This window comes from Mesorhizobium sp. WSM4312 (assembly GCF_002294875.1).
Taxonomy (GTDB): Bacteria; Pseudomonadota; Alphaproteobacteria; order Rhizobiales; family Rhizobiaceae; genus Mesorhizobium.
On sequence record NZ_NSFU01000011.1, the window covers coordinates 36,901 to 63,178 of the forward strand.

At 64.9% G+C, this 26,278-nt stretch carries 23 protein-coding genes; 16 read left to right on the forward strand and 7 right to left on the reverse strand.

Annotation, left to right across the window (positions count from 1 at the left end):
- Positions 1–3: 3 nt before the first annotated feature.
- Positions 4–1,287 (reverse strand): glycosyltransferase, encoded by a 1,284-nt coding sequence (locus CK228_RS19455; protein ID WP_095788887.1) that lies wholly within the window; start codon positions 1,285–1,287, stop codon positions 4–6.
- Positions 1,288–1,297: 10 nt separating this feature from the next.
- Entirely contained in the window at positions 1,298–2,236 is a 939-nt protein-coding gene (locus CK228_RS19460; RefSeq protein WP_095774724.1) for a GntR family transcriptional regulator, read from the reverse strand.
- Between the two features lie 235 nt (positions 2,237–2,471).
- Here CK228_RS19460 and CK228_RS19465 point away from each other — a divergent pair, with 235 nt between their 5' ends.
- The 9 genes from CK228_RS19465 to CK228_RS19505 all read left to right on the forward strand — a co-directional run bounded on the left by CK228_RS19465 (position 2,472) and on the right by CK228_RS19505 (position 10,334).
- On the forward strand, positions 2,472–3,536 hold the full coding sequence (locus CK228_RS19465; RefSeq protein WP_095788888.1) for a spermidine/putrescine ABC transporter substrate-binding protein: 1,065 nt from the start codon (positions 2,472–2,474) through the stop codon (positions 3,534–3,536).
- 64 nt (positions 3,537–3,600) lie between these two features.
- The gene (locus CK228_RS19470; protein WP_095788889.1) at positions 3,601–4,443 is read left to right on the forward strand and encodes an ABC transporter permease; all 843 of its coding nucleotides are present in this window, start codon (positions 3,601–3,603) and stop codon (positions 4,441–4,443) included.
- Complete coding sequence (locus CK228_RS19475; protein WP_095788890.1) at positions 4,436–5,230, forward strand: ABC transporter permease; 795 nt, start codon at positions 4,436–4,438, stop codon at positions 5,228–5,230. The genes CK228_RS19470 and CK228_RS19475 overlap by 8 nt, the downstream gene beginning before the upstream one ends.
- Positions 5,227–6,300, forward strand: coding sequence for an ABC transporter ATP-binding protein (locus tag CK228_RS19480; protein ID WP_095788891.1), 1,074 nt, complete (start codon positions 5,227–5,229; stop codon positions 6,298–6,300). The genes CK228_RS19475 and CK228_RS19480 overlap by 4 nt, the downstream gene beginning before the upstream one ends.
- 10 nt (positions 6,301–6,310) lie before the next feature.
- Complete coding sequence (locus tag CK228_RS19485; protein ID WP_095774729.1) at positions 6,311–7,585, forward strand: glycosyltransferase; 1,275 nt, start codon at positions 6,311–6,313, stop codon at positions 7,583–7,585.
- On the forward strand, positions 7,582–7,932 hold the full coding sequence (locus tag CK228_RS19490) for a cupin domain-containing protein (RefSeq protein WP_095788892.1): 351 nt from the start codon (positions 7,582–7,584) through the stop codon (positions 7,930–7,932). The genes CK228_RS19485 and CK228_RS19490 overlap by 4 nt, the downstream gene beginning before the upstream one ends.
- Positions 7,933–7,955: 23 nt before the next feature.
- A complete protein-coding gene (locus CK228_RS19495) occupies positions 7,956–8,297 on the forward strand; it encodes a cupin domain-containing protein (protein ID WP_095774731.1) in 342 nt (113 codons plus the stop codon).
- Between the two features lie 22 nt (positions 8,298–8,319).
- The gene (locus tag CK228_RS19500) at positions 8,320–8,664 is read left to right on the forward strand and encodes a cupin domain-containing protein (RefSeq protein ID WP_095788893.1); all 345 of its coding nucleotides are present in this window, start codon (positions 8,320–8,322) and stop codon (positions 8,662–8,664) included.
- Positions 8,665–8,825: 161 nt separating this feature from the next.
- Complete coding sequence (locus tag CK228_RS19505) at positions 8,826–10,334, forward strand: aldehyde dehydrogenase family protein (protein WP_095789038.1); 1,509 nt, start codon at positions 8,826–8,828, stop codon at positions 10,332–10,334.
- A gap of 37 nt (positions 10,335–10,371) precedes the next feature.
- Here CK228_RS19505 and CK228_RS19510 read toward each other — a convergent pair whose 3' ends face one another.
- From CK228_RS19510 to CK228_RS19530, 5 genes are all read right to left on the reverse strand, one after another.
- Positions 10,372–12,438, reverse strand: coding sequence for a 3-hydroxyacyl-CoA dehydrogenase NAD-binding domain-containing protein (locus CK228_RS19510; RefSeq protein WP_095788894.1), 2,067 nt, complete (start codon positions 12,436–12,438; stop codon positions 10,372–10,374).
- A 154-nt stretch (positions 12,439–12,592) separates the two neighbouring features.
- Positions 12,593–13,540 (reverse strand): ABC transporter permease, encoded by a 948-nt coding sequence (locus CK228_RS19515; protein ID WP_095788895.1) that lies wholly within the window; start codon positions 13,538–13,540, stop codon positions 12,593–12,595.
- A gap of 3 nt (positions 13,541–13,543) precedes the next feature.
- Positions 13,544–14,524: an ABC transporter permease gene (locus CK228_RS19520; protein WP_179295977.1), complete on the reverse strand. Its 981-nt coding sequence runs from the start codon at positions 14,522–14,524 to the stop codon at positions 13,544–13,546.
- A 1-nt stretch (position 14,525) separates the two neighbouring features.
- The gene (locus tag CK228_RS19525; protein WP_095788897.1) at positions 14,526–15,995 is read right to left on the reverse strand and encodes a sugar ABC transporter ATP-binding protein; all 1,470 of its coding nucleotides are present in this window, start codon (positions 15,993–15,995) and stop codon (positions 14,526–14,528) included.
- Between the two features lie 49 nt (positions 15,996–16,044).
- Positions 16,045–17,058 (reverse strand): ABC transporter substrate-binding protein, encoded by a 1,014-nt coding sequence (locus CK228_RS19530; protein ID WP_095774873.1) that lies wholly within the window; start codon positions 17,056–17,058, stop codon positions 16,045–16,047.
- Positions 17,059–17,267: 209 nt separating this feature from the next.
- Here CK228_RS19530 and CK228_RS19535 point away from each other — a divergent pair, with 209 nt between their 5' ends.
- The 7 genes from CK228_RS19535 (at position 17,268) to CK228_RS19565 (ending at position 26,258) form a co-directional block, all read left to right on the forward strand.
- Positions 17,268–19,685 carry a glucan 1,4-alpha-glucosidase gene (locus CK228_RS19535; protein ID WP_095788898.1) on the forward strand — a complete coding sequence of 806 codons (2,418 nt, stop codon included), beginning with the start codon at positions 17,268–17,270 and terminating at the stop codon, positions 19,683–19,685.
- 48 nt (positions 19,686–19,733) lie between these two features.
- Positions 19,734–20,750, forward strand: coding sequence for a phosphogluconate dehydrogenase (NAD(+)-dependent, decarboxylating) (gene gnd, locus CK228_RS19540; RefSeq protein WP_095788899.1), 1,017 nt, complete (start codon positions 19,734–19,736; stop codon positions 20,748–20,750).
- A gap of 22 nt (positions 20,751–20,772) precedes the next feature.
- The gene (zwf, locus tag CK228_RS19545) at positions 20,773–22,149 is read left to right on the forward strand and encodes a glucose-6-phosphate dehydrogenase (protein WP_095774739.1); all 1,377 of its coding nucleotides are present in this window, start codon (positions 20,773–20,775) and stop codon (positions 22,147–22,149) included.
- A 14-nt stretch (positions 22,150–22,163) separates the two neighbouring features.
- Entirely contained in the window at positions 22,164–22,868 is a 705-nt protein-coding gene (locus CK228_RS19550) for an ROK family protein (RefSeq protein WP_095788900.1), read from the forward strand.
- 212 nt (positions 22,869–23,080) lie between these two features.
- Entirely contained in the window at positions 23,081–23,536 is a 456-nt protein-coding gene (locus CK228_RS19555) for a MucR family transcriptional regulator (protein WP_095774741.1), read from the forward strand.
- Between the two features lie 122 nt (positions 23,537–23,658).
- Positions 23,659–24,759 carry an aminotransferase class I/II-fold pyridoxal phosphate-dependent enzyme gene (locus CK228_RS19560; protein WP_095788901.1) on the forward strand — a complete coding sequence of 367 codons (1,101 nt, stop codon included), beginning with the start codon at positions 23,659–23,661 and terminating at the stop codon, positions 24,757–24,759.
- A gap of 260 nt (positions 24,760–25,019) precedes the next feature.
- Positions 25,020–26,258: an MFS transporter gene (locus CK228_RS19565; RefSeq protein ID WP_095788902.1), complete on the forward strand. Its 1,239-nt coding sequence runs from the start codon at positions 25,020–25,022 to the stop codon at positions 26,256–26,258.
- The last annotated feature ends 20 nt before the right edge of the window (positions 26,259–26,278 follow it).

The window sequence follows — 26,278 nt, forward strand, 5'->3', positions numbered from 1 at the left end:
CGTTCAAGTCCGTATCAGAGAGAGTATGGCTTGCGCGGCCACGTCCGTTCCGGGTTGCAGCGCCATTTGGGCCGCATTGTCCCTCAGGCGGGCGCGCATGGCGTCGTCGGCCAGCAGGCCGAGAATGGCTCTCTCCAATACTCCTTCAGTCCAGGCATCCCGGCCGATATGATCGCCGGTGCCGGTCTCGCCGGCTCGGCGCGCATTGTCATGTCCGTCCCAGCAATAGGGCATGATCAGCGACGGCACGCCGAAGCGCAGCGCCTCGCAAAAGCTGTTGTTGCCGCCGTGGTGGATGAACAGGTCCGACTTCGCCACCACCGAAGGCTGCGGAAACCAGGCGTCGAGATAGACATTGTCCGGCACCGCGCGATAGGCGTCGCGCAGGCCGCCGACATTGACAATGAAGCGCGCCGGCAGCCTGTCGAACACGGCAAGCATGCGTTCGATCAGCCCGACATCCATGGCCCCTAAACTGCCGAAGCTGACATAGACCAGCGGCCCGCCATTGCGCGGAAACACCGGCACCTCGAACGGCCCTTCCGAGCGCACGCAGCCTTCGAGATAGACGAATCGGGCGGGATCGAGCGGTTTGGCCCGCTCGCGCCGCACGATCGACGGCGTCAGCAGCAGGTTGAGGTCGGGCGAAGCCTCGAGGAACAGGCCCTTGGGCAATGGCGCCAGGCCGGCATCCACGCGAAAGCGGTTGAAGCGGTCATGCGCCGGCGCCGAGGCCGAGAGATAGCGCGCCTCGAACGCCGCGCGTTGCGGGTCATCGGCAGCCATGCCGGAAAGGTAGGGCGGTACTTCGGCGTCCGGCAGCTCGGTCTCGGCGCAGGAGACGACGCGTACCCAGCGGCAGCCGGCGGCGGCGATCGCCGGAAACATGATGACGTTGTCGAGCACCACCGCGTCGGGCTTCAGCCGCGCCAGCAATTGCCGCAGCGGCGCCTCGGCATTGACCGCCGTGTCGACAATCGCTTGCCAGGTCGGCGCGACATAGGTTTCGAGTTGGTCGATCGGACTGAGCCTAAAATGCGGCAGGTGCCGGCGCACGAAAGCCTGCCAGTAGCTCTGGCGCTCGCTGTCGCTCAGCGGCTCATCGGTCGGCAGCTGGTATTCCTGGAAACCATAGTCGGCAAAGACGCCGGAGAAACCGGCATGGCAGATGAAGACGGGCCGGGCGCCCCGCGCCCGCAAGGCCTGCGCGATGCCGACGCAATTCAACGCGGCGCCGAAGCTTGCTTCGGGAAACAGCGCGATGGTCGGGCTGGCTCTACGCGTCAATTAATCCTCTTCATTCCGGCCGGCTGATCATGCCGAACAGGGCGGGCGCCCCGCGGCTGGCCGCTTGCGGTCGCTGGTTGCGGGAGAGCCGCAGGTGGATGCGAAGCAGATCGGCAGCCACCTCATACTGCCGGCTTTCGAGATGGTCGAGTATGTTCAGGTGTTCCAGCAAGGACTGCCGCAGCCGGAAGACGTTGACCCCGGCATAGATGCCCGGCAGCCGGCGCAGGCGCAGATGATCGGCCAGCGCGTCGGCGATGAACCGGTTGGCACAGCCCTCGGCGATCATGCCGTGGAAATCCATGTCCAGCCGCTGGAACTCACGCGTGTCGAAGGCGGCATCCGGCAACGCCGACAGAGCGTCCATGCCCTGGCGCAACGCCGCCGCCCGCGCGCCGTCCAGCCGGAATCCCGGCGTCAGGATCGCCGCCGGCTCGAGCAGCAAGCGGAACTCATAGCTTTCGCCTTGCGCCTCGGGATCGTCGGGCGTGCGCCGGAAAAGCCAGGATTGGCCGGGCGCGCGGTCCAGCAGATTCTCCTCTGTCAGTTTATTAAGCGCTTTTAGTACCGTCTTGCGATCAGCACTGTAGCGTCGCATCAGCGCCGCGGCGGTCACTGTCTGGTCCAGCCGCCGCGCCGACCGGTCGCGCAGGATCGCCTCGGCCAGATCATCCTCCTCCGCGCTCGGAAGCTCGGCGGCGATGGCCGGCTGCGCCGCGAGGTCGACCGCCAGATGATAGCCGGTATCGGCCTCCCAGCGCACGACGCCCCGTTCCGCGAGCAGGCTGAGTGCCGCCCGCACCGGCGTACGCGAGACATTGCACAGCGAGGCGATCTGCTGTTCGGGCAGGCGCGCGCCAGGCTCGAAGCCGCGCTGGCGCGCCACATCCAGGATGCGCTGCGCCAGGTCGAGATGGTTGGTGCGAGGTCGTCGGGCTGCGGCTTGCATGACTTGTCTCGGCGGATGGATATGACCGTATTGGTTTGGCCGATCGCGGGCACAAGCGCAATCGGCCAGATTCCTCGGTCGCTTGGCAAATTATGGATTGACGTACTTTTTTCTGCAATAGTACTGTCAGGATAATCGGCGATAAAAAGACCGAGGGAACAGGATCGAAAGCAGCGGCATGGGTCGCGCCCGGTCCAGCACAGAATTCGACGATCAACCGGAATGGGAGTCTGCCATGACCGCTACCAGCCCACGACGCCGTGCGCTCAAGGTCTCTTCAATCGCTCTCGGCCTTGCCATGGCGCTGTCGGCGCCGGCAATCGCCGCCGACCTCGTCATCTCCAACTGGGACGGCTACATGGCGCCCGATGCCATGGCCGCCTTCAAGACCGCCACCGGCGTCTCCGGCGAAGTGGTGGTGCACGCCACCAATGAAGAGATCATGGGCAAGCTGATCGCCGCCGGCGGCAAGGGCTATGACGTGGTCTTCGTCTCCTCGCCCTTTGCCGAGGTGCTGAACAAGCTCGGCCTGATCGAGCCGATGGACCACGCCAAGATCCCCAATCTCGCCAACCTCTACCCGGAAGCGACCAAGCTGCCGCACGATGTCGGCAACTCCTTCTCCGTGCCCTACACCTGGGGCACGACCGGCCTCTGCTACCGCTCGGACCTGGTCAAGACGGCGCCGACGAGCTGGAGCGATCTGCTCGCGCCTTCAGACGCGCTGAAGGGCAAGACCACCATGCTGGCGACCGATCGCTGGCTGCTGGCGGCCGGCCAGCTCGACAAGGGCTTTTCAGTCAACGAGACCGATCCGACCAAGATGGCCGAGGTCAAGGACCTCTTGATCTCGGCAAAGAAGACCTTGCTCGCCTATGACGACACCACCTTCTATTCCAAGCTGGTTTCGGGCGAGGCGCTGATGGTGCAGGCCTGGGACGGCTGGTGCAATTACGGCATCGCCGAGAAGCCGGAGATCAAATACGTCATTCCGAAGGAAGGTTCGGACCTCTGGGTCGACACGATGGTGGTGATGAAGGCTTCCGAGCACAAGGACGACGCCTTCAAGTTCATCAACTTCATGCTCGACGCCAAGAACCACGCCTGGGCGGCGCAGAACATCGACTACAAGGTGCCGAACAAGCCGGCGATGGAAAGCCTGCCGGCCGATTTCCTGGCCAAATTCCCCAACATGGCGATGCCGGTGGCTGATCTCGTCAAGTTCGAGCAGCTGCGTGACGTCGGCGAAGCCCAGCGCGACTATTCCAAGATCGTCAGCGAGATCAAGGCCGCGCAGTAGGCGGCATTCCAGCAGCGTCTTGGAAGCAAGCTTGCGTTCCGTCCCCTCTCGCTCCTCCCTGCTGATGGCCCCGGCGCTGGTCTGGTTGACCGCGCTGATGGTGGTGCCGTGCGCGCTGGTGCTGGCGCTCGCCTTCTTCCGCCGCGGCATTTATGGCGGCATCGACTACACCTTCACGCTGGAGAATTTCGGGCTGGTCTTCGACCCGCTCTATGCCGGCATTTTCCTGAAATCAGCGCGCATCGCCAGCACCGCCACGCTGATCGCGGTGGTGATCGGCTATGCCGCCGCCTACGCCATCTCCGCTGCCCCACGCCGCTGGCAGCCTGTGTTCCTGTTCTTTGCCGTGCTGCCGTTCTGGTCGAACTATTTGATCCGCACCTATGCCTGGATCGTGCTGCTCAACCGCGAAGGCCTGATCACGCAGCTCCTGCGCTGGCTCGGCTATACCGGCGAACCGCCATCAATGCTCTATACCGAAGGCGCGGTCATCGCCGGCCTCGTCTACAACTATCTGCCCTTCGTCATCCTCGCCTGCTACGCGCCACTGTCGCGGCTCAACCCCGAACTCGCCGAAGCCTCGCGCGATCTCGGCGCCTCGGCCGCCACCACATTCCGCCGTGTCATCCTGCCGCTGACCGTGCCCGGCATCGCCGCCGGCGCCGTCTTCGTCTTCGTGTTGTCGATCGGCAATTTCGTCACCCCGGCGCTGCTTGGCGGCGGTCGTTTCCAGATGATCGGCAATCTCGTCTACGACCAGTTCCTCACCGCCAATGACTGGCCCTTCGGCGCCGCCTTGGCGATGGCGCTGATCGCCATCATGCTGCTGGTCCTGATGGCGCAGGCGCTCGCCGCCGATCGTGCCTCGGGGCGGGCGGCGCAGGCCGGGGGAGGCGCGGATGGCTGAGCGCTCCCCTGCGACGCGCCGCACGCTCTGGCTCGTGCTGAGCCTGGTCTTCGCCTTCCTCTATATCCCGATCGCCGTGCTGGTGGCACTCTCCTTCAACGAAGGCGGGCTGCCGACGGCCTGGTCCGGCTTCTCGCTGAAATGGTACGCCTCGCTGGCCAACAATTCCGCGATCCTGTCGGCCGCCCTCAACACGCTGATCGTGGCGCTGGTCTCCACCGCCATCGCCACCTTGCTCGGCACGCTGCTGGCGATCGGCGTCGAGATGCGCCGGCAGTATGGCAAGGGGCTGGAAGCCCTGATCTTCGCGCCGATGATCATTCCCGACATCGTGCTGGCGATCGCGCTGCTGTCGTTCTTCTCCATGCTCAATTTGACCATGGGCCTGCACACAATCATCCTCGCTCATGTCGTCTTCAACCTCGCCTTCGTCTGCTCGGTGGTGCGCGCAAGGCTGAAGAGCTTCGACTGGTCGATCGTCGAGGCCTCCGCCGATCTCGGCGCCTCCGCGCTCACCACCTTTCGGCGCGTGACCTTGCCGGTCATCGCGCCTGCCGTGATCGCCGGCGCGCTGCTCGCCTTCACGCTGTCGGTCGACGAGTTCATCATCGCCTTCTTCACCGCTGGCGCCGGCCGTGCCTCGACCACGCTGCCGATGCAGATCTACGCCATGATCCGCTTCGGCATCACACCTGAGATCAACGCGCTGGCGACCATCGTCATGGCCGTAAGCATCACCGCGCTGACCCTGTCGCAGCGGCTTAACAGGGGAATGATCGGCCAATGAGCGAACCGCGCACCCTGTTGGCCATCGATCATGTGTCGAAGAATTTCGGCCGGGTCACCGCCGTTGACGGCATCTCGCTCGATATCCGGGAGAACGAGTTCTTCGCGCTGCTTGGGCCCTCCGGCTGCGGCAAGACCACGCTCTTGCGCATGCTGGCCGGTTTCGAGACCCCGAGCGACGGGCGCATCCTGCTCGACGGCAAGGACATCGCCAGGACCCCGCCCAACAAGCGGCCGGTCAACCTGATGTTCCAGTCCTACGCGCTGTTCCCGCATATGAGCGTGCGCGCCAATGTCTCCTATGGGCTGGAGATGGAGCGCTTGCCGGCTAACGAAATCCGTTCCCGCGTCGACGCCATCCTGGGGACCACCGAGCTCGTCCCCTTCGCCGACCGCAGGCCGGAGCAATTGTCAGGCGGCCAGAAGCAGCGCGTCGCGCTGGCCCGCGCCCTGGTGAAGCGGCCAAGGCTGCTGCTGCTCGACGAGCCGCTCGGCGCGCTCGACAAGAAACTGCGCGGCGCCATGCAACTGGAATTGAAACGCCTGCAGCACGAGGTCGGCATCACCTTCGTCATCGTCACCCACGACCAGGAAGAATCGCTCGTCATGGCCGATCGCATGGCGGTGCTCAAGGATGGCAAACTGTTGCAATGCGACACCCCGCACACGGTCTACGAGCATCCGGCCGACCGTTTCGTCGCCGACTTCATCGGCGTGATGAATTTCATCCCGGGCTGGACCTCAGCCGATGGCGTGGTGGCCGAGAACGGCGCGCGCTTTAGCGGTAAGGTTCCCGCAACGCTCACGCCCGGTGCTTCGGCCGTAGCTTCGGTGCGGCCGGAACGCATCCAGCTATTCCCATCGATCGAGACCGCCAACCGCACCATCGGCACGGTCGAGGCGCTGGCCTATCACGGCCTCGATCTGCAGCTGCATATCCGCACACCGCTGTCGCCAAAGCCGTTCCTCGTGCGCGTCACCGCGGACGCAGCCGACCGCCGGCCGGTGTCGTCGGGCGACCAGGTCGAACTCGGCTGGGATGCCGCTGATGTCAGAATTTTCGCAGAATAGGAGAAGCTTGATGGCGCAGAAGACGATCGCCTTTTTCCCGGAAGCCGCCTACGGCCCGGCGCTCAATTCCGTCGGCATCGCCCAGGCCGTCGAGGCGCGCGGCCACAAGGCCGTGTTCCTGTCCGATCCCGGCTTCGTCGAGGTCTATCGGGGCTACGGTTTCGAGGCGCATCCGGTGAACCTGTCCGAGCCGATGCCGCCCGAGCAGATGGCGAAATTCTGGGAGGATTTCATCAACGGCCACATCCCGAATTTCCGCAAATCGCCCTACGACCAGGTCGACAATTACGTCAAGGATTGCTGGACGGCGATCGTCGACAGCGCCAAATGGGCGCAGAAGGATCTGCCGGGCGTGCTGGCCGCCATTAAGCCCGATGTCATCTGCGTCGACAATGTCATCCTGTTCCCAGCCATAAAACAGTTCGGCAAGCCATGGGTGCGCGTCATCTCCTGCTCGGAAAACGAGATCGAGGACGAGGACATCCCGCCGCATCTGTCGGGCTGCGGCGAGAATGACCATGCCGGCCACCAGCGCTACCGCGACCACTTCAACGCGGTGATCAAGCCGATCCATGACGACTTCAATGCCTTCCTGAAGGCCAACAACGAGGCGCCTTACCCGATCGGCCAGTTCTTCGAGGCCTCGCCCTATCTCAATTTGCTGCTCTATCCCGAGGCGGCGAAGTTCAAGCGCCGCCATCCGCTCGACCCGGTGAAATTCCAGTATCTCGAAGGCTGCGTGCGGCAGGAGAAGCCCTATGCGGTGCCCACCTTCGCGAAGAACAATGACGGGCCGCTGCTCTATGTCTCCTTCGGCAGCCTCGGCGCCGGCGATGTCGAGCTCTTGAAGCGCATCATCGCCACGCTGGGCAAGACCCGCTACCGCGCGCTGGTCAATGTCGGCGGCTACAAGGATCAGTATACGGACGTGCCCGGCAACGTCATCGTCGAGAGCTGGTTCCCGCAGCCTTCGGTGATCCCGCAGGTCGATGCCGTCATCCACCATGGCGGCAACAACTCGTTCACCGAGTGCCTCTATTTCGGCAAGCCGGCGATCATCATGCCCTATGTCTGGGATGGTCACGACAACGCCACCCGCGTCGAGGAAACCGGCCATGGCTTCGGCATGCCGCGCTACGACTGGAGCGATACCGATCTGGTCGCGAAGATCGAGGCCTGCCTCACCGATCCCCAGATGAAGGCGGAGCTGGCGAGGACATCGGCACAGATGCACGCGCAGAGCGGGCCTGAGAAGGCTGCCGGTTTGCTGGAGGCGTTGCTGTGACCTCCTCCGCTCCGCATCTTCACCAGGCATCCACCCGCACCGATCTCGTCGACTGGGGCGCCCAGCCCGATGCATTGGAAGGCGCGTCGCATTCCACCGGCAGGCTGCTGCACAAGGGCCCGAACAACCAGCCGGAATCCGGCATCTGGGTCTGCACGCCGGGCCGCTGGCGGCTCTCGATCCCGCGCGATGAATTGTGCCATTTCGTCGTCGGCCGCGCGACCTACCGCTCGCATGTCGGCGAAGTGATAGAAGTCTCGGCCGGGACCGTGGTCATGTTCCCCGCCGGCTGGACGGGCGAATGCACGGTGCACGAGACCATGCGCAACGTCTACATGCTGGCCTGACGCCGCGACACAGGGAGCAAGACATGTCGACACCGCACTGGCCACAGGCCTCGAGCGTGGAACTGGAGGATTGGGGTGCGGGCAGCAACACGCTTGCCGGCGCGCCGCGCGCCTCCGGCAAGATCCTGTCGCAGAATCCGGACGGGTCGAGCGAATGCGGCCTGTGGTCGTGCACGCCGGGCACCCGCAAGGTCACCTTCGCCACCGACGAGTTCTGCCACTTCCTGTCTGGTCACGGCAGCTATGTCCACGAGCACGGCGAACAGATTCCGGTCGAGGCCGGCACACTGGTGTTCTTTCCGGCCGGCTGGACCGGTATTTCCATCGTCACGCAAACGCTGACCAAGGCCTTCATGTGCCGGTGAGCATCATTTCAAGGAAATCCATATGACCACGCCCATCATGCAATCGCCGCTCGCCGTCACCGACCTGGTCGACTGGGGCGTCATCCCGACAATGATCGAGGGCCAGTCCCACACCTCGGGCAAGCTGCTCCACAAGGGACCGGAGGGCCGCTCCGAATGCGGGTTGTGGGTCTGCACGCCGGGCAAATGGCACTGCCACGTCACCCGCGACGAGTTCTGCCATTTCCTCGAAGGCCGCTGCACCTATGTGCACGAATCGGGCGAGGTGATCGAAATCGAGCCGGACACGGCGGCTTTCTTCCCACAGGACTGGAAGGGCGTCTGCACCGTCCATGAGACGATCAAGAAGGTCTACATGATCCGCTGAGCCTTTCCGACAATTCTACCCTGCCGGACACCTGACGCGGCTTTCTGCGCTTCCGGTGCTCACGGACCTAAATGTCCGCTGCGCTCCGGTTCTCGAAAGCCACGCCATCTGCCTCGGCAGGGCGAATTCTCAAAAAGGCTCCATACGTGGAGGAGGACAAGATGCATTTCTCCGCTGACCGGCCGACCTTCTTCGTCAATCCGGACTACCTGCCGATGGCGGGTGCAAACAAACCGGTGATCGATCCGGCCACGCTGGAAACGGTCGGCGCCATCGCCGCGGCCAGCGATGGCGAGATCGATGCCGCGCTCGCCGCCGCGACCGGGGCGCAGGCCGCCTGGAAAAGGCTCGATGCCAAGAGCCGGGCGAAGCACCTGCATGCCGTAGCCAACGCCATCGAGGCCGCCGATTTCACCCGCTGCGCCGAGCTGATGGTGCGCGAGATGGGCAAGCCCTATCCGGAAGCCATCGGCGAGATCGCCAATTGCGCGCCGATCTTCCGCTACTATGCCGAGATGGCGCGCGACGACGCCGGCAAGATCGCCGGCACGACGCAGGCCGGCTCGTTCCAATATGCGCGCTACGAGCCTTATGGCGTCTCCGTCCACATCATGCCCTACAATTTTCCGATCCTGTTGATGTGCTGGACGGTGGCCGCTTCGCTTGCCGCGGGCAATGCCTGCATCGTCAAGCCGGCCGAGGCGACGACGCTGTCGACGCTGGACTACATGAGCGTGTTCCGCTCGCTCCCGGCAGGCCTGGTCTCCTGCCTGCCAGGCGGCGCGGGCACGGCCCAGGCGCTGATCACGTCCGACCGCACCCATGCGGTTGCCTTCACCGGCTCGGTCGCCGCCGGCAAGGCGGTGGCCGTCGCCTGCGCCGAACGCATGAAGCCTTGCGTCATCGAGGCCGGCGGCAGCGACCCGCTGATCATCAGCGAACACGCGCCGCTGGAGGTCGCCGCGGCCGGCAGCGTCACCGCCGCCTTCCACCTCACAGGCCAGGTCTGCACTTCGGCCGAGCGCTTCTTCGTCGTCGATGCCGTGCATGACCGCTTCGTCGAGTTGTTTGCCGAAAGGACACGCGCGCTGCGCATCGGCAACGGCATGGACAAGGCCGAGATCGGCCCCCTGGTCAGCGAAGCGGCTCGAGCCAAGGTCATGCGTCTTGTCGATGACGCCATTGCCCATGGCGCCGAGGCCGTCACCGGCGGGCGCATCCCGCCGTCGCACGACACCGGCTGGTTCTACGAGCCGACGATCCTGACCGGCGTCACCCCTGGCATGGCGATCGTGCGCGAAGAGTGTTTTGGGCCGGTCGCCGCCATCTGCCGCGTGAAGGATTTCGACGAGTCGATACGGCTTGCGAATGACAGCCCGTTCGGGCTCGGCGCCTCGGTGTTCACCACCGACCTCGCCGAAGCGCATGAGGCGGCCGAACGGCTCGAGGCCGGCATGGTCTGGGTCAACAACCCGCTGATCGACAATGACGCCCTGCCCTTCGGCGGCTGGAAGGCGTCAGGCCTCGGCCGCGAACTGGGACGGCAGGGGCTCGATGCCTTCCGTCGCTCGAAGATGGTCATCATCGACCACAGACCGGCGATCCAGGACTGGTGGTATCCCTACCCCGACAACTGGTTCCGCGAGACCGGCGGCCGCAAGCACGTGTGAGGGAATGGCGCGGCAACACCGCGCGGCTCGACGAGGTTTACGCCTCGGCCTCCCAGGAGCCGGTCTCGGCCATCCGCTTCAGCAGCGGAGCCGGCTTGAACACGTCCTTGCCGGTCCGCTTGTGCCACTGGTCGAGCCGTTCGACGATCTTTGCCGGCCCTTCGAGACCGGCCCAGAACATCGGGCCGCCCTTGCCGATGGGAAAACCGTAGCCATTGGCCCAGACGACATCGATGTCGGAGGCACGGGCCGCGATCTTCTCTTCGAGGATTTTCGCTCCCTCGTTGACCAGGGGATAGAGCGTGCGCTCGATGATTTCTTCCGCGCTGATCGCGCGCGGCGCAATGCCCTTCTCAGCAGCCTTGTCGCGGATCAGCGCCTCGACCTCCGGATCTGGAACGCCTGCCCTTGCGCCGGCTTCGTAGAGATAGAAACCCCGACCAGTCTTCTGGCCGAAACGTCCCAGTTCGCACAGCGTGTCGGCGATAACGGCCGTCAGGCCGCGCGCCTTGCGGTTGCGCCAGCCAATGTCGAGGCCGGCGAGATCGCCCATCTGGAACGGGCCTATCGGCCAGCCGAAATCGGTGAAGACCTTGTCGATCTGGCTGGGTGTCGCGCCCTCCAGCAGCAGCGCTTCCGATTCCGAACCGCGTGCGGCCAGCATGCGGTTGCCGACGAAGCCGTGGCAGACGCCGACGACGACCGCCACCTTGCCGATCCGCCGCGCGAGATCGACCACCGTCGCCAGCGCATCCGGCGCGGTCTTGTCGGCCCGCACGATCTCCAAGAGCTTCATGACATTGGCCGGCGAGAAGAAATGCAGGCCGAGCACATCCTGCGGCCGCGAGATCGAGCCGGCGATTTCATTGATGTCGAGATAGGAGGTGTTTGTAGCGAGGATGGCGCCCGGCTTGGCGATAGCATCCAGCTTGCCGAAAACCTGCTTCTTCACCGCCATGTCCTCGAACACCGCCTCGATGACCAGGTCGCAATCGGCGAGATCGGCATAGTCGGTCGAGCCCTCGAACTGGGCGAGCCGCTGACGCTTGGCGTCTTCGGTCAGGGAACCACGCGAAACGGAGACGGCATAGTTCTTCTCGATCATGCCCAGCCCGCGCTGCAGCGCTTCCACGGCGGTTTCCAGCAAGGTGACCGAAAAACCGCCATTGGCGAAGGCCATGGCGATGCCGCCGCCCATGGTGCCGGCGCCGATGACGCCGACGCGGGCAATCCTGCGCTTGGGCGTGCCCTTGCCGGGAAGCTTCGCCGCCTCGCGTTCGGCGAAGAACAGGTGCCGTTGCGCCCGCGACTGGTCGCTGGCGACCAGTTTCGCGAACAGCGCGCGCTCCGCCGCCAGCGCCTCGTCGAAGGGCAGCGTGAGGGCGTTGCGCACGGCTTGCGCGCAGGCGACCGGCGCTTCCAGCCCGCGCGCTTTCCTGGCGAGGTCCGCCGCCTCGGCGTCGAAAGCCGCCAGATCGGTTTCCCCAAGCCGGTCATTGCGATCGCGCACCGGCGTGAACGGACCACCCTTGCGGGCGATTTCCCGGGCGAAGTTCACGGCATGCGTGGTGAGGTCGCCTTCGAAGACAGCGTCAACGAGCCCGGCTTCATGCGCCTCGTCGGCACCCACCGGCGAACCCGAGACAATCATCTTCAGCGCCTTCACCGCGCCGACCAGGCGCGGCAGCCGCACCGTGCCGCCGCCGCCCGGCAAGAGGCCGAGCTTCACTTCGGGCAGGCCGAGTTTGGCGCCGGCATCGGCAACGCGGAAATGACAGCCGAGCGCCAGTTCCAGCCCGCCGCCGAGCGCGGTGCCGTGGATGGCGGCGACCGTCGGTTTGGCGATGGTTTCCAGCATCGCAACGGTGGCGCGCAGATCAGGCTGCTGCACCGGCTTGCCGAATTCGGTGATGTCGGCGCCGGCGACAAAGGTCCGCCCGGCGCAGGCAATCACGATGGCCGTGACCGAAGCGTCATCGCGCAAGTCGACAAGCGCCTGCATCAGCGGCTCGCGGACATGGAAACTCAGTGCATTGACCGGCGGATTGTCGATGGTGACGATGGCGACGCCATTGTCGTTCACGACGCTGACAGAATTGGACAAGCAGAGCCCTCCCGGGACCGACTGAAATCGCGGAAGGGTTTACTAGGCCGCGCCGCGAATGGGAACCCGCTGTTGGGCTGGCCCAACGTTTGGCGGCGCGACGGACTGCCCCAGAAGCTCGCGGCGATGCTCGCCGGACGCTCGGGAACGGCGATCACCGCACCGCCTTTTCCCCGCCTGCCGCCGTAATCACCCCGACGATGATCAGCCCCGTCAAAAGCAGGCGAACGCCCGCGCTGACCCCGAATGTGTTGAGCATGGTCAAGAGCAGCACCAGAAACAGCGCCGCGCCCCACACGCCGGGCACATTGGCCTTGCCGCCGGCCACCGACGTGCCGCCGATGACGACGACGGCGATCGAGGCGAGCAGATATTCATTGCCGATATCGACATTGGCGCCGCGGAAATAGCCGGCGAGCAGCGCGCCGTCGATGCCGCCGAGCGCGCCCGACAGCGTGTAGGTGAGGAAGCGGATGCGGCCGACATTGACGCCGGCGAGCCATGCGGCGCGGATGTTCTGGCCGATCGCCAGCACCGAGCGGCCATAGATCATGCGCTGCAGGGCGATGGCCGCGCCGATGGTGAACAGCACGGTCAGCACCGCCAGCACCGGAATGCCCAGGATCTGCCAGTTGGTGAAATCGGCAAAGCCGGGCGGCGGCTTGATCTGCAGCCCACGCCCATAGCTGATGTCGATCGACTGGATGATGAAGCTCGCCGACAAGGTGGCGATGATCGGCGGAATGCGCAGCGCCCAGATCAGCAGATAGTTGACCGCGCCGATCGCCGCGCCGCAGGCGAGCGCCGCCAGGAGGCCTACAACGATCATGGAATCGCTGCCGGCCATCACTTTCATGGCGACCGCGCTGGCGAGGCCGATATTGGCCGGCAGCGACAGGTCGACATTGCCGGGCCCAAGCGTGATGACGAACATCTGGCCGACGCCGACGATGACCGTGAACACCGCGAGCGACAACGCCGCCGTGACCATGCCGCCGGCGCCGTAGCCGCCGGTGAAGGCGATCGTCGCCAGCCACACGACAAGCGCGCCGAGGAACGACCATACCCAGGGCTTGCCGGCCAGCGATCTAACCAGGATCATCGCTTACCTCTCCCTGCGGCTGATCAGCACCCGCGCCGCCAGCACGATGATCAGGATGGCGCCGTTGGCGGCCACCTGCCAGTCCGGCGGAATGTGCATGAAGGTGAGCAGCGGCGAGGCGGCCAGCGCCAGTGTCAGCGCGCCGATCACCGCGCCGATCGGCGACACCCGGCCGCCGACGAATTCACCGCCGCCGAGGATGACGCCGGCGATCGACAGCAGCGTATAGCCATTGCCGATATTGGCATCGGCCGAGGTAGTGATGCCGATCAGCGCCATGCCCGACAGCATACCGAACACGCCTGCCAGCGCGAACAGCACGATCTTGGTTTTGAGCAGCGACCAGCCGGCGCGCTTGAGCGCGGCCGCATTGCCGCCGGAGCCGCGCAGGATTACGCCATAGGAGGTGCGCATCAGGCCGAAATGGACGATGAGGCCTATCAGCAGCGCCGCGATGATCGGGAACGGGACGAAGGGCGGCTTGAACGACATGATCGCCAGCAGCCAGTCCGGCGCCTTGCCGCCGGGCTTGGGCAGGACGAGGATGGCGAGCCCCTGCCAGACGAAACTCATGCCGAGCGTCACCACGATCGACGGCAGATTGCGCAGGCGGATCAGCGCGCCGAGCAGCGCATAGACGCCGATCGAGCCAACCAGGATGGCGACGCCGATGAGCGGCGCGTCCTTCAGCCAGGTCGCGGTGACGCAGCCGACGAAACCGACGAAGGTGCCGATCGACAGGTCGAGCTCATTGCCTGAAATGACGAACATCTGCGCGATCGTCGCCAGCGCGATCGGGATCGCCAGGTTCAGCATCAGGCTGAAGCCGAAATAGCTGATGGCGCGTGGGTTGAGCCAGGCGATGGCGAGCAGCACCAATGCCAGCGACAGCGCCGGCAGCAGCCCGCGCAGCAGGCGGGCACGGGCCAGCGCGCCACGCTCGGCGGAACTCCTGGCAGTGGCGTCGAGGCTGGCGGCGGTCATCTCAGGCCGCATCGCCGAAGGAGGACTGGATGATCTTCTCCTCGGTCAATTCGTCGCGACCCAGATTGGCGACGATGCGGCCGTTCTTGAAGACATAGACATGGTCGCAATTGTCGAGTTCCTCGGTTTCCGTGGTGTACCAGAGGAAGGTGCGGCCGCGGCCAGCCTCCTCGCGCACGAGGTCGTAGACTTCCAGCTTGGTGCCGATATCGACGCCGCGCATCGGATCGTCCATCAGCACGATCTGGGCATCCGAGCCGAGCGCGCGGGCAAACAGCGCCTTCTGCTGGTTGCCGCCCGAAAGCGAGAAGATGTTGTTGTTCATGTCGGGCGTGCGGATGCCGATCTTCTTCTGCCAGAACTGGGCCAACTCGGCCTCGCGCCGCGGCGAGATCAGCAGCCCGTTGCGCAAGCGCGCCAGCGAGCGGATGCCTATGTTCTCGGCGATCGACCATTGCGGGAAGATCCCGTCCGACTGGCGGTCGCCGGCGACCAGCGCCACCGGCGCGGTTACTTCGATGCCGGTCCTGGCGCGGAAGGCGGCCGCGAAGATCGCCAGCAACAGGTCGGTCTGGCCATGTCCCGCCAGCCCGGCAAGGCCGATGATCTCGCCGGCGCGGGCGACAAGGTCGGCGCCGTCCTTCTGCGCGGCGGGACGCGCCCGCACCCGCAACGGACCGTCAGCCGGCTTGGCCGCGGCAATCTCTGCGGCGATCTTCTGGCGCGCTTCCGCCCCGCCCATCGCGGTCACCAGCCGGTCGCGGTCGAAGGCATTCGCCGCGTCGGCGACCACCACCTTGCCGTCGCGCATCACCACGATGCGGTCGGCATTCCTGAGCACCTCGCCCAGAACATGCGAGATCAGGATGCAGCTCTTGCCGCCGGCGATGAAGCGGCGCACGAAGGCCAGCAATTGGCCAGCCGTGTGCGCGTCCAGCGATGATGTTGGCTCGTCGAGGATGACGAGGTCGAGCCTGTCCTGCGTCACCGTGAAGGCGCGCGCCACCTCGACCATCTGGCGCCGGCCGATCGACAGGTCGCCGACAATATCCCAGGCCGAGATGCCGTGATCGGGAAAGATCTCGTCAAGCTTGGCGGTGATCAGCGCGGCCGCCTTGCGCCGCCAGCCGAGGCCCGAGAGCGAGGCATGGTTGATGCGCGTGTTTTCGGCGACGCTGAGATTGGGGCACAGCGACAGTTCCTGGAACACGCAGCGTATGCCGAGCTTTTGCGCCCGCGACACCGCGTAGTTGTCCTCGATGCCCCCATGCACGCCGATCTGGCCGCTGTCGGGCGTGAGCGTGCCCGCGACCATGTGCATCAGCGTCGATTTGCCGGCGCCATTGTGGCCGACCAGGCCGACGCATTCGCCGGGCCGGACGTGGAAGTCCACCCCGCCCAGCGCGCGAACGGCGCCGAAATGTTTTTCGGCGCCGTTCAGTCTGATGATGTCAGCGTTCCCTCCGGGCATGCCTAGATATATCCGCGCGATGGTACGAAGGGCAACGCAAGCGCGACATTCACTTGATATTGGCCTTGATCGCCGCGAGGGCGTCTTCCTGCGTGTATTCGTGGGTGGCGACGCCGCCTTCCTTGATCTTCGGCAGGGCTGCCTCGAAGTCGTCCTGGGTGAAGGCCAGATACGGCACCAGCAGGTCGTGCGGAATGTCCTTGCGGCCATCGAGCACCTGCTGCGCCACCCAGAAGGCGAGCGACGACACGCCGGGCGCGATCGAAGCCGACCAGGTCTTGTAGCCGTCCTTGTCCTTCTGTTCCTTCCACCACTTCAGCTCGTCCTGCCGGTTGCCCATGATGATGGTCGGGCGCGGCTTGCCGGCGGCGGCGAAAGCCTGTGCGGCGCCATAGCCGTCACCACCCTGGTCGACGATGCCCACGATATCGGGCAATGAGGGCAGGATGGTCGCGACCGCTTTCTGCGCCGTCGTCTGATCCCAGTCGCCGGTCACCGAGCCGACGATCTTGAACTCGGGATGCGCGGCGACGCCTTCGAGGATGCCGGCATGGATGGCATCGTCGATCGAGGTGCCGGCCAGACCACGGATTTCCAGAAGGTTCCCGCCCTTGGGCTGGAACTTGGCCATCTGCTCGACTTCCTGCTTGCCCATGTCCTTGAAGTCGACGACGACGCGATAAGCGCAGGGCTCGGTCACGGTGCCGTCGAAGGAGACCACCGTGATGCCGGCGTCGCATGCCTGCTTGATGGCGCCGTTGAGCGCGTCCGGCGAGGCGGCGTTGATGACGATGGCGTCATAGCCCTGCAGGATCAGGTTCTGCACCTGGGCCGCCTGCGTCGGCACTTCCTTGTCGGCGGTGGTGAAGATGTCGGCCGCGCCGACGATCTTGTCGGCGACTGCCTTCTTGGTGACGATGCCGTAGCTGTCGAGCATCGCCTGCCGCCACGAATTGCCGGCGTAATTGTTGGAGAATGCGATCTTCTTGCCGCTGGTATCGGCAAGTGCCGTGCCCGATGCGAGCATCGCGGCAAGAGCGCTCAGAGCTAACAGTTTCTTCATGTTCGTACTCCTCCCAAGAGTTGCTGGTCGTGCGGATTTTAGGTGGAAAGTCGCGCCTGCGTTCCTGTTTTTTATCGATTGTCAGACAAATGAAGATGGCATAGCGGCCTGTCAACTGCAATCCGCAAAGCCTGCCGATCAACTTGCGGTGCGCCAATTGAAATGGCGTCGGTGGATGGGTAAGCCATGCGCACAGGAGGCTAACAGAGATGGCAGTGACGCCGATCGTTCCCCCGGGCGCGCCGGGCATTCCGGCGCGCTGGACGTCGAGCGCCAAGAGCGGCGTCGGGACGTCGCTTTCGCCGGCCGGCCACATCTGGTTCACCATCAGCCACGGCATCCTCAACGAAGTCTACTATCCACGGCTCGACAGCGCCTGCACGCGCGATCTCGGCCTGATCGTCACCGGTCCCGGCGGCTATTTCTCGGAAGAGAAGCGCGATGCCGCGCATGAAATCGAGCCCTTCGAGGCCGGCGTGCCCGCCTACCGGCTGGTCAACACCGCCGGCGACGGCGCCTACCGCATCGAGAAGCGCATCCTCTGCGACCCGGCGCGGCCCGTGCTGCTGCAGGAAATCACCTTCACGGCGCTTAAAGGTGCGCCCGACGATTACCGCGTCTACGCGCTTCTGGCGCCGCATCTGGTCAATGCCGGCATGGGCAACACCGCCTGGGTCGGCGACCACAAGGGAAAGCCAGTGCTGTTCGCCTCGGGCCGCGGCTCTTGCCTGGCGCTGGCCACGTCGCTGCCCTGGCGGGATTGTTCAGCCGGCTATGTCGGCTTCTCCGACGGCTGGCAGCAACTCAATCATACCGGCATCCTCGATCCGGCTTGCCAGCGCGCCGAAAACGGCAATGTCGCACTGACCGGCGAGATCGGCTTTTCGCCGACCAAGACAAAAGCCGTGCTGGCGCTGGGTTTCGGCGCGACAGCGGACGAGGCCGCCGAAAATGCCTTCGCCAGCCTGAAGAGGGGCTTTGAGCCCACGGCCAAGGCCTATGTCCAGAATTGGCGCAAATGGCAGGCGGGACTGCTGCCGCTGGACCGGCACGCGGCATCCGGCATCAACACCTATCGCGCCTCGACCGCGGTTCTGGCGACGCACCGCTCCACCGCCATGCCGGGCGCGGTGGTCGCCAGCCTGTCCATCCCCTGGGGCTTCAACAAGGGCGACGACGATCTCGGCGGCTACCATCTGGTCTGGCCGCGCGATCTGGTCGAGACGGCGGGCGGCTTTCTCGCCGCCGGCGATGCCGGCTCGGCGCTGCAGATCCTCGAGTATCTGCGCTCCATCCAGCAGCCGGACGGACATTGGCCGCAAAATGCCTGGCTCGACGGGTCGGCCTATTGGCCCGGCATCCAGATGGACGAATGCGCCTTCCCGCTGCTTCTGGCCGACGCCCTGCATCGCGCGGGACACCTGCCCCGCGCCAGGCTTGCCGCTTTCCTGCCGATGATCGAGCGCGCCGCGACCTATGTCGTGCGCAATGGACCGGTCACCGGCGAGGATCGCTGGGAAGAGGATGCCGGCTACAGCCCGTTCACGCTGGCGGTGGAGATCGCGGCGCTGCTTGCCGCTGCAGACCTGCTCGATGCCTGCGGCAAGAAGGACGAAGCAATCTATCTGCGCGAGACATCGGATGGCTGGAACGACCAGGTCGAACGCTGGACCTATGCCACCGACACGGCCATCGGCAAGGCGGCCGGCGTCAAAGGCTATTATGTCCGCATCGCGCCGCCCGACAGCGCCGAGGCCGCCTCGCCGAAGGACGGCTATGTACCGATCAAGAACCGGCCGCCCGGTGACACAAACCGCCCGGCGCAGGAAATCGTCAGCCCGGACGCGCTGGCCCTGGTGCGCTTCGGCCTGAGGTCGGCTGATGACCCGCGCATCGTCGATACGGTCAAGGTCATCGACGCGCAGTTACGCTGCGCGCTGCCGCAAGGCCCGCTCTGGTATCGCTACAATGGCGACGGCTATGGCGAACACCAGGACGGCGCCCCTTTCGACGGCACCGGCCAGGGCCGGCCATGGCCGCTTCTGGCCGGCGAACGCGCCCATTATGAACTGGCGGCGGGGCGCAAGGACAAGGCAGCCAATCTTCTGGCGGCATTGGAAGGTTCGGCCGAGCCCGGCGGCCTGTTGCCGGAGCAGGTCTGGGACAGCGCCGACCTGCCCGAGCGCGAACTGCTGCACGGCCGCCCCTCGGGCAGCGCCATGCCGCTGGTCTGGGCGCATTCCGAGCATATCAAGCTGCTGCGCTCGCTGCGCGACGGCGTTGTCTTCGACATGCCGCCGCAAGGCGTAAAGCGCTACATCCAGGGCAAGACCACATCGCCGTTCAGGACCTGGCGCTTCAACAACAAGATCCGCACGCTGCCCGAGGGCAAGACGCTGCGCATCGAATTGCTGGCCACGGCCACGGTACACTGGAGCAGCGACAATTGGGCAACCGCCCATGACAGCCAGACGGCGGAAAATGCCTTCGGCATCCATCTTGCCGATCTTCCCACCGCCAGCCTCCGCGGCGGAAGCACGCTGATCTTCACTTTTTTCTGGCCCGGAACCGGCGATTGGGAGAATGTCGACTTCTCCGTCACATCAGGCGAGCGGGATAGCGGCTAGATCCTTCCTCGACAAACCCAGAAAATCTCTAGGAAACAGGACGAAACCATGCAGATCGGAATGATGGGACTGGGCCGGATGGGCGCCAACATGGTGCGGCGCCTGATGCGCGACGGCCATGAATGCGTCGTCTACGACATCAACCCGGCAAGCGTCGCCGCCCTGGTGAGCGACGGTGCGCTGGGCGCGGCATCGCTGACGGAATTCGTCGGCAAGCTCGCCAAGCCGCGCTGTGTCTGGCTGATGCTGCCGGCGGCGATCACCGGCAAAATCATCGATCAGGTCTCGGTCCTGATGGAGCCCGGCGACATCGTCATCGACGGCGGCAATTCCTACTATCACGACGCCGTCGACCAGGCGGCGAAACTGGCCACCAAGGGCATCCATCTTGTCGATGTCGGCACCAGCGGCGGTGTCTGGGGCCTCGAGCGCGGCTACTGCCTGATGATCGGCGGTCCCGACGTTGCGGTGCAGCACCTCGATTCGATCTTCGCCACGCTGGCGCCCGGCGCCGATGCCGGCGCGCCGGCTCCCGACAAGGCCGCCGGCACCGCGCCCTTCGGTTACCTGCATTGCGGGCCGAGCGGCGCCGGCCACTTCGTCAAGATGGTGCACAACGGCATCGAGTATGGCGTCATGGCCGCCTATGCCGAAGGCATGAACATCTTGAAGTCGGCCAATGCCGGCAAGCGGCAACGCACGGCCGACGCCGAGACCAGCCCGCTGGAAAACCCGCAATACTACCAGTTCGACATCGATCTTCCGCAGGTGGCCGAGGTCTGGCGGCATGGCAGCGTCATCGGCTCCTGGCTGCTCGATCTCACCGCCGGCGCGCTGAAGGGCGACCCGGGCCTGGCGCAGTTCGGCGGCCGGGTTTCGGATTCGGGCGAAGGACGCTGGACGCTGAAGGCCGCGATCGACACCGGCGTGCCGGCGCCGGTGCTGTCCTCGGCGCTGTTCGACCGCTTCTCCTCGCAAGGCGAATCCGAATTCGCCGACAAGCTGTTGTCCGCCATGCGCTATGCCTTCGGCGGCCATGTCGAAAAGCCGAAGGCCGGCAAGTGACGCGGCCTGGGGAGACGCACGCATGAGCCAGGAACGGTCCGACACGCTGGTGCTCTTCGGCGCCACCGGCGACCTCGCCCACAAGAAGATATTTCCGGCCCTTTACCAGATGGTCGCCAAGGGCACGCTCACCGAACCGGTGATCGGCGTCGCCTTCGACGCCTGGGACATCAAGCAGTTGCAGGCCCGCGCCCGCGACGGCATCGTCAACGCCATCGGCAAGATCGACGAGAAGGTGTTCGCCAAATTCGCCTCGCTGCTGCGCTATGTCAGCGGCGACTACCGCGATCCGGCCACCTTCGAGAAGCTGAAGACCGCGCTTGGCACCGCCCAGCGGCCGCTCCACTACATGGCGGTGCCGCCGACCATGTTCGAGACTGTCGTGCAAGGATTGGAGCAGTCGGGCACCGCGCGTGGCGCGCGGCTGATGGTGGAAAAGCCGTTCGGCCATGATCTGCAGTCGGCGCGCTGGCTGAACCGCGTGCTGCATCTGGTGTTCGACGAGCAGTCGATCTTCCGCATCGACCACTATCTCGGCAAGGAAGCGATCCAGAACCTGCTTTATTTCCGCTTCGCCAATTCCTTTCTCGAGCCGATCTGGAACCGCAATTTCGTCGAGAGCGTACAGATCACCATGGCCGAGGACTTCGGCGTCGAGGGCCGCGGCCGCTTCTATGACGATGTCGGCTGCATCAGGGATGTCATCGAGAACCATCTGCTCAACATCCTCTTGCTGCTGGCCATGGAGCCGCCGGTCGGCCGCTCGGCCGACGACCTGATCGACGAGAAGGTGCAGGTTCTCAGGGCGATACGGACACTGACAAAAGACGATGTCGTGCGCGGCCAGTTCACCGGCTATCTCGCCGAGCCCGGCGTGAAGCCGAATTCGCCGGTCGAGACCTTCGCGGCGGTGCGCTTCTTCGTCGACACCTGGCGCTGGCAGGATGTGCCTTTCTTCATCCGCGCCGGCAAGAACATGCCCGTGCATGTCACGGAAGTGGTGGTGCGGCTGAAGCGCCCTCCGCTCGACGTCTTCGACCCGATCAAGCCCGCCGACCAGAACTACGTGCGTTTCCGCATCGACCCGCAAGTGGTGATCGCCATCGGCGCGCAGCGCAAGGCACCCGGCGACGACATGGTCGGCGAACAGGTGGAACTCACGGCGCTCGACGACAGCAAGGCCGACATGCCGCCTTACGAGCGCCTGATCGGCGACGCCATGAACGGCAATGGCCAGCTCTTCACCCGCCAGGACGCGGCCGAGCTTGCCTGGCGCATTGTCGGGCCGGTGCTCGGCGACACCACGCCGCCGCATCTCTATGAGCCGAAGACATGGGGGCCGGCCGACGCCATGGCCGGCTTCGGGCCTCCCAACGGCTGGATCGACCCGGTGGCATGAGCGGAGGAGAGACGATGGCCAAGGCGGTGAAGCAGACGGCATCGGACGCCGGGCAGATCGTGCTTTCGATCGACATTGGCGGCTCGCACGTCAAGATCCTGACCAGCGCCGGCGGCGCCGAGCGCCGGGACGATTCCGGCCCGGACCTGACGCCGCAGCAGATGATCGACAAGGTGAAGAAGCTCGCCGAGGGCCTGTCCTACGACGTCATCTCGATGGGCTATCCCGGCCCGGTGCGTCACAACAAGCCGGTGCTCGATCCCAAGAATCTCGGCAAGGGTTGGGCCGGCTTCGATTTCGACGCGCAGTTCGGCAAGCCGGTCAAGGTGGTCAACGATGCGTTGATGCAGGCTATCGGCAGCTATGAAGGCGGGCGCATGCTGTTCCTCGGGCTGGGAACCGGCCTCGGTGCGGCGATGGTCTTCGACAATGTCGGCCAGCCGATGGAGCTCGCCCATCTTCCCTACAGGAAAGGCCGAAGTTTCGAGGACTATGTCGGCGAGCGCGGCCTGGAAAAGTACGGCAAGAAGAAGTGGCGCAAATACGTCGTCGACGTCGTCACCCGTCTGCGCGCCGCCCTGCAGCCAGATTATGTCATCATTGGCGGCGGCAATGTCGATAAGCTCGACGCGTTACCGGCCGAGGCCAGGCGCGGTGACAACACACGCGCCTTCGAAGGCGGATTTCGTCTGTGGCGAGACAAGGCGCTGATTGTCTGATATTATTACTGTTTAGTATAGTTGTTCAAAATAACGTGTGACGCCGCGCTTAATCATTGCGTTGCGCAGATTTGCCGACTAGGAATTTCGCGCACTAACCCGCGCGCTCCACTGGATACGCTTGAAGACCCTTCAGCATTTTTTGATTTGTGCCTCGTCCTTTCGAAAACGATCCCCATTTTCGAGGCCGTGCACCATAGACGGAGGAAACATTGACCGACGATAGCAACGACGCTCGCATCGACCTTCTCGAGCTGACCGCCCACATCGTATCCGCCTACGTTGAGAAGAACCGCCTGCCCGCCTCCGGCCTGGCCGACCTCATCGCCAGCGTCGCCACCTCGATCGGCGGGCTCAGCAAGCCGGCGGTGCCGGTGGCGGCTCCCCTGGTTCCCGCGGTCAACCCGAAGAAGTCGGTAACGCCGGATTTCATCATCTGCCTCGAAGACGGCAAGAAGTTCAAATCGCTGAAGCGCCATCTCGGCGTGCATTTTGGCCTGACGCCGGACGCCTACCGCGCCAAATGGGGCCTGCCCTCGGACTATCCGATGGTTGCTCCCAACTATGCGGCCTCGCGCTCGCAACTGGCGAAGTCCATCGGACTCGGCCGCAAGGTCGAGGTGGCGCCTGTCAAGGCCAAGGGCCGCAGGGCGAAGGTTTCGGCCTGAGCATTCAGGCCTGAGCCAATATTTAGGACGACTGGAACAGAAGCCTGCCGGCGAAACCGCCTTGGCAGGCTTCCTGCTTTTGTGGCTTGGATAGACCGGACAAAGGTCATGTGGGGGAAGCCATGAACTACACCAGGATGGTGATCGAGAAAGAGGCGCCGGAGGAGTACGGCTACGACCGCATCTGCTTCAACCTGTCCGAGAGCTCGATCGCCGACCAGAAGCTCTCCGACATCGGCCTGTCGCTGCCTGACCTCACGCTGTTCTATGGCGAGCATCGCGGCGACAAGGACTTGCGTGCGCTGATCGCGGCGCAGGATGCCGGCATCTCGCCTGGCGATGTGCTGGTCACCGCCGGTGCCGCCGGCGCGCTGTTCATCATCTCGACGTCGCTGCTGTCGGCGAACGACCATCTGGTCGTCATCCGGCCCAACTACGCCACCAACATCGAAACCCCACGCGCGATCGGCTGCGCCATCAGCTTTGTCGATCTCGCCTTCGAGAACGGCTTTGCCATCGACGTCGAGGCCATCAAGGCGGCGATGCGGCCGAACACCAGGCTGATCAGCGTTACCTGCCCGCACAACCCGACCGGCACGATGATGGGCCGGGCCGATCTCGACGCGCTGGTAGCCCTCGCGGAAAGCCGCAACTGCCATTTGCTGGTCGACGAGACCTATCGCGATCTTTCCTATGGCCGGCGCCTGCCGTCGGCAGCCTCGCTGAGCCCGAAGGCAATCAGCGTCGCGTCGCTGTCGAAGGCCTTCGGCATTCCAGGCATCCGCATCGGCTGGCTGATCACCAGGGATCCAGCGCTACAGGAGACGTTCCTTGCCGCCAAGGAACAGATCGGCATCTGCGGCAGCGTCATCGACGAAGGCATTGCGCGCGGCATGCTCGAACGCCGGGACGCCTTCCTGGGAGTGCTGCTGCCCGAAATGGCGAAGCGTCGAGACATCGTCCAGGCCTGGATCGACCGCGAGCCGCTGGTCGACTGGGTGCGGCCCGAAGGCGGTGTCGTCGGCTTCCCGCGCCTCAATGTCGAACCCGGCTTCGATCTCGACCGGTTCTATGTGAACCTGCTGGAAAACCATGGCACCTATGTCGGGCCTGGCCACTGGTTCGAAATGGAAAAGCGCTTCTTCCGCGTCGGCTTCGGCTGGCCGACGGAGGTCGAGTTGCGAGGCGGGCTCGACGCCATTTCGGCGGCACTTCGGCGGTAACTTCCTTGTGCGATGGACGCAACGGGCTGAAAATCCCTTGATCCAGTGCCGATTTTCGCACACATCGCGCATCGAACTTTGCTAGACGTTCCATTGGTCGGACCAGCGCCCATCCGGGAAGTGCCCCGCCGGCATCGCATCGGCCCGAAAGTGCATTTCCGATTTTCGCAAAGCACGATGCGAAACCAAACAGTGTTGGAGCGAACTTTGTGCGTCCAATTGGACGTCGCTCCAATGCCATCGCAACGGGGCCTTTATTCATGACATCCCTGCAAACTTCACCTGAGCAGCGTTACGCTGCCTTCCGGCACAAAGCCTTCCTCAGCTACTGGACGGCGCGCTTTCTCACCACTTTCGCGACCATGATCGTCTCCGTCGCCGTCGGCTGGCAGGTCTATGATTTGACCCGCGATCCTTTCGACCTCGGCATTGTCGGCATCGTCCAGTTCCTGCCGTCCCTGCTTCTGGTGCTGGTCACCGGCGTCGTCGCCGACCGCTTCGGACGCCGGCTGATCATGGCGCTGTCGACGGTGATCGAGGGCACATGCGCCCTCATTCTGCTGGTCCTGACGCTGCGCGGTCTCGCCAGCCCGCTGCCGATCTTCGCCGTGCTCGCGATGTTCGGCACGGCACGGGCCTTTTACGGCCCGGCCTCGTCCTCGCTGTTCGCCAATCTGGTGCCGCCGGAGGATTTCGGCAACGCGATTGCCTGGAACTCGTCCGCCTGGCAGACGGCGACCATCGTTGGACCGGTTGCCGGCGGCCTGCTCTACGGCGTTTCTCCGGAGGTCGCATACGCCAGCGCCGCCATCCTGATGCTGGCTGCCGCCCTTTTGATTTTCACCATTCCCAGGCCCGCCCAGCGGACCGCCACCGACAAGCCCTCCATGGCGACGCTGTTTGCCGGCTTCCGCTACATCTGGAGCGAGAAGATCGTGCTTGGCGCCATCTCGCTCGACCTGTTCGCCGTGCTTCTCTCCGGCGCCTCGGCATTGCTGCCGGTCTATGCGCGCGACATCCTGCAGCTCGGCCCGTGGGGCCTCGGGCTGCTGCGTTCGGCGCCGGGCATCGGCGCCATCTGCGTGGCGGTGTGGCTCGCCGGGCATCCGATCCGCAACCATGCCGGCGTGATCATGCTCGGCTTCGTCGCTGCATTCGGCGCCTCCACCGTGCTGTTTGGACTGTCCACCCTCACCTGGCTGTCGATCGTCGCATTGGCCCTCCTCGGCGCCACCGACATGTTCAGCGTCTATATCAGGGAGACGCTGATCCAGCTGTGGACGCCGGACGAGGTGCGCGGCCGCGTCAACGCCGTCAACCAGGTCTTCGTCGGCGCCTCCAACGAGGTCGGCGAATTCCGTGCCGGCACCATGGCGGCGCTGATCGGCACCGTCCCTGCGGTGGTGATCGGCGGCGTCGGCGCCATCGCGGTCGCCGGCCTGTGGGCCTATCTGTTCCCGCAATTGCGCAAGGTTCGCCACCTCGACGGGCGCAACTGACGCTCGCCGATGGCCGGCAA

Excerpts from the sequence above, each read along its gene's own strand:
- CK228_RS19565 (WP_095788902.1), top strand. The coding sequence starts at position 25,020 with ATGACATCCCTGCAAACTTCACCTGAGCAGCGTTACGCTGCCTTCCGG.
- zwf (WP_095774739.1), top strand. The coding sequence starts at position 20,773 with ATGAGCCAGGAACGGTCCGACACGCTGGTGCTCTTCGGCGCCACCGGC.
- CK228_RS19520 (WP_179295977.1), bottom strand. The coding sequence starts at position 14,524 with ATGACCGCCGCCAGCCTCGACGCCACTGCCAGGAGTTCCGCCGAGCGT.
- CK228_RS19495 (WP_095774731.1), top strand. The coding sequence starts at position 7,956 with ATGTCGACACCGCACTGGCCACAGGCCTCGAGCGTGGAACTGGAGGAT.
- CK228_RS19525 (WP_095788897.1), bottom strand. The coding sequence starts at position 15,995 with ATGCCCGGAGGGAACGCTGACATCATCAGACTGAACGGCGCCGAAAAA.
- CK228_RS19485 (WP_095774729.1), top strand. The coding sequence starts at position 6,311 with ATGGCGCAGAAGACGATCGCCTTTTTCCCGGAAGCCGCCTACGGCCCG.
- CK228_RS19535 (WP_095788898.1), top strand. The coding sequence starts at position 17,268 with ATGGCAGTGACGCCGATCGTTCCCCCGGGCGCGCCGGGCATTCCGGCG.
- CK228_RS19500 (WP_095788893.1), top strand. The coding sequence starts at position 8,320 with ATGACCACGCCCATCATGCAATCGCCGCTCGCCGTCACCGACCTGGTC.
- CK228_RS19480 (WP_095788891.1), top strand. The coding sequence starts at position 5,227 with ATGAGCGAACCGCGCACCCTGTTGGCCATCGATCATGTGTCGAAGAAT.
- gnd (WP_095788899.1), top strand. The coding sequence starts at position 19,734 with ATGCAGATCGGAATGATGGGACTGGGCCGGATGGGCGCCAACATGGTG.
- CK228_RS19560 (WP_095788901.1), top strand. The coding sequence starts at position 23,659 with ATGAACTACACCAGGATGGTGATCGAGAAAGAGGCGCCGGAGGAGTAC.
- CK228_RS19460 (WP_095774724.1), bottom strand. The coding sequence starts at position 2,236 with ATGCAAGCCGCAGCCCGACGACCTCGCACCAACCATCTCGACCTGGCG.
- CK228_RS19530 (WP_095774873.1), bottom strand. The coding sequence starts at position 17,058 with ATGAAGAAACTGTTAGCTCTGAGCGCTCTTGCCGCGATGCTCGCATCG.
- CK228_RS19465 (WP_095788888.1), top strand. The coding sequence starts at position 2,472 with ATGACCGCTACCAGCCCACGACGCCGTGCGCTCAAGGTCTCTTCAATC.
- CK228_RS19475 (WP_095788890.1), top strand. The coding sequence starts at position 4,436 with ATGGCTGAGCGCTCCCCTGCGACGCGCCGCACGCTCTGGCTCGTGCTG.
- CK228_RS19550 (WP_095788900.1), top strand. The coding sequence starts at position 22,164 with ATGGCCAAGGCGGTGAAGCAGACGGCATCGGACGCCGGGCAGATCGTG.
- CK228_RS19515 (WP_095788895.1), bottom strand. The coding sequence starts at position 13,540 with ATGATCCTGGTTAGATCGCTGGCCGGCAAGCCCTGGGTATGGTCGTTC.
- CK228_RS19470 (WP_095788889.1), top strand. The coding sequence starts at position 3,601 with ATGGCCCCGGCGCTGGTCTGGTTGACCGCGCTGATGGTGGTGCCGTGC.
- CK228_RS19505 (WP_095789038.1), top strand. The coding sequence starts at position 8,826 with ATGCATTTCTCCGCTGACCGGCCGACCTTCTTCGTCAATCCGGACTAC.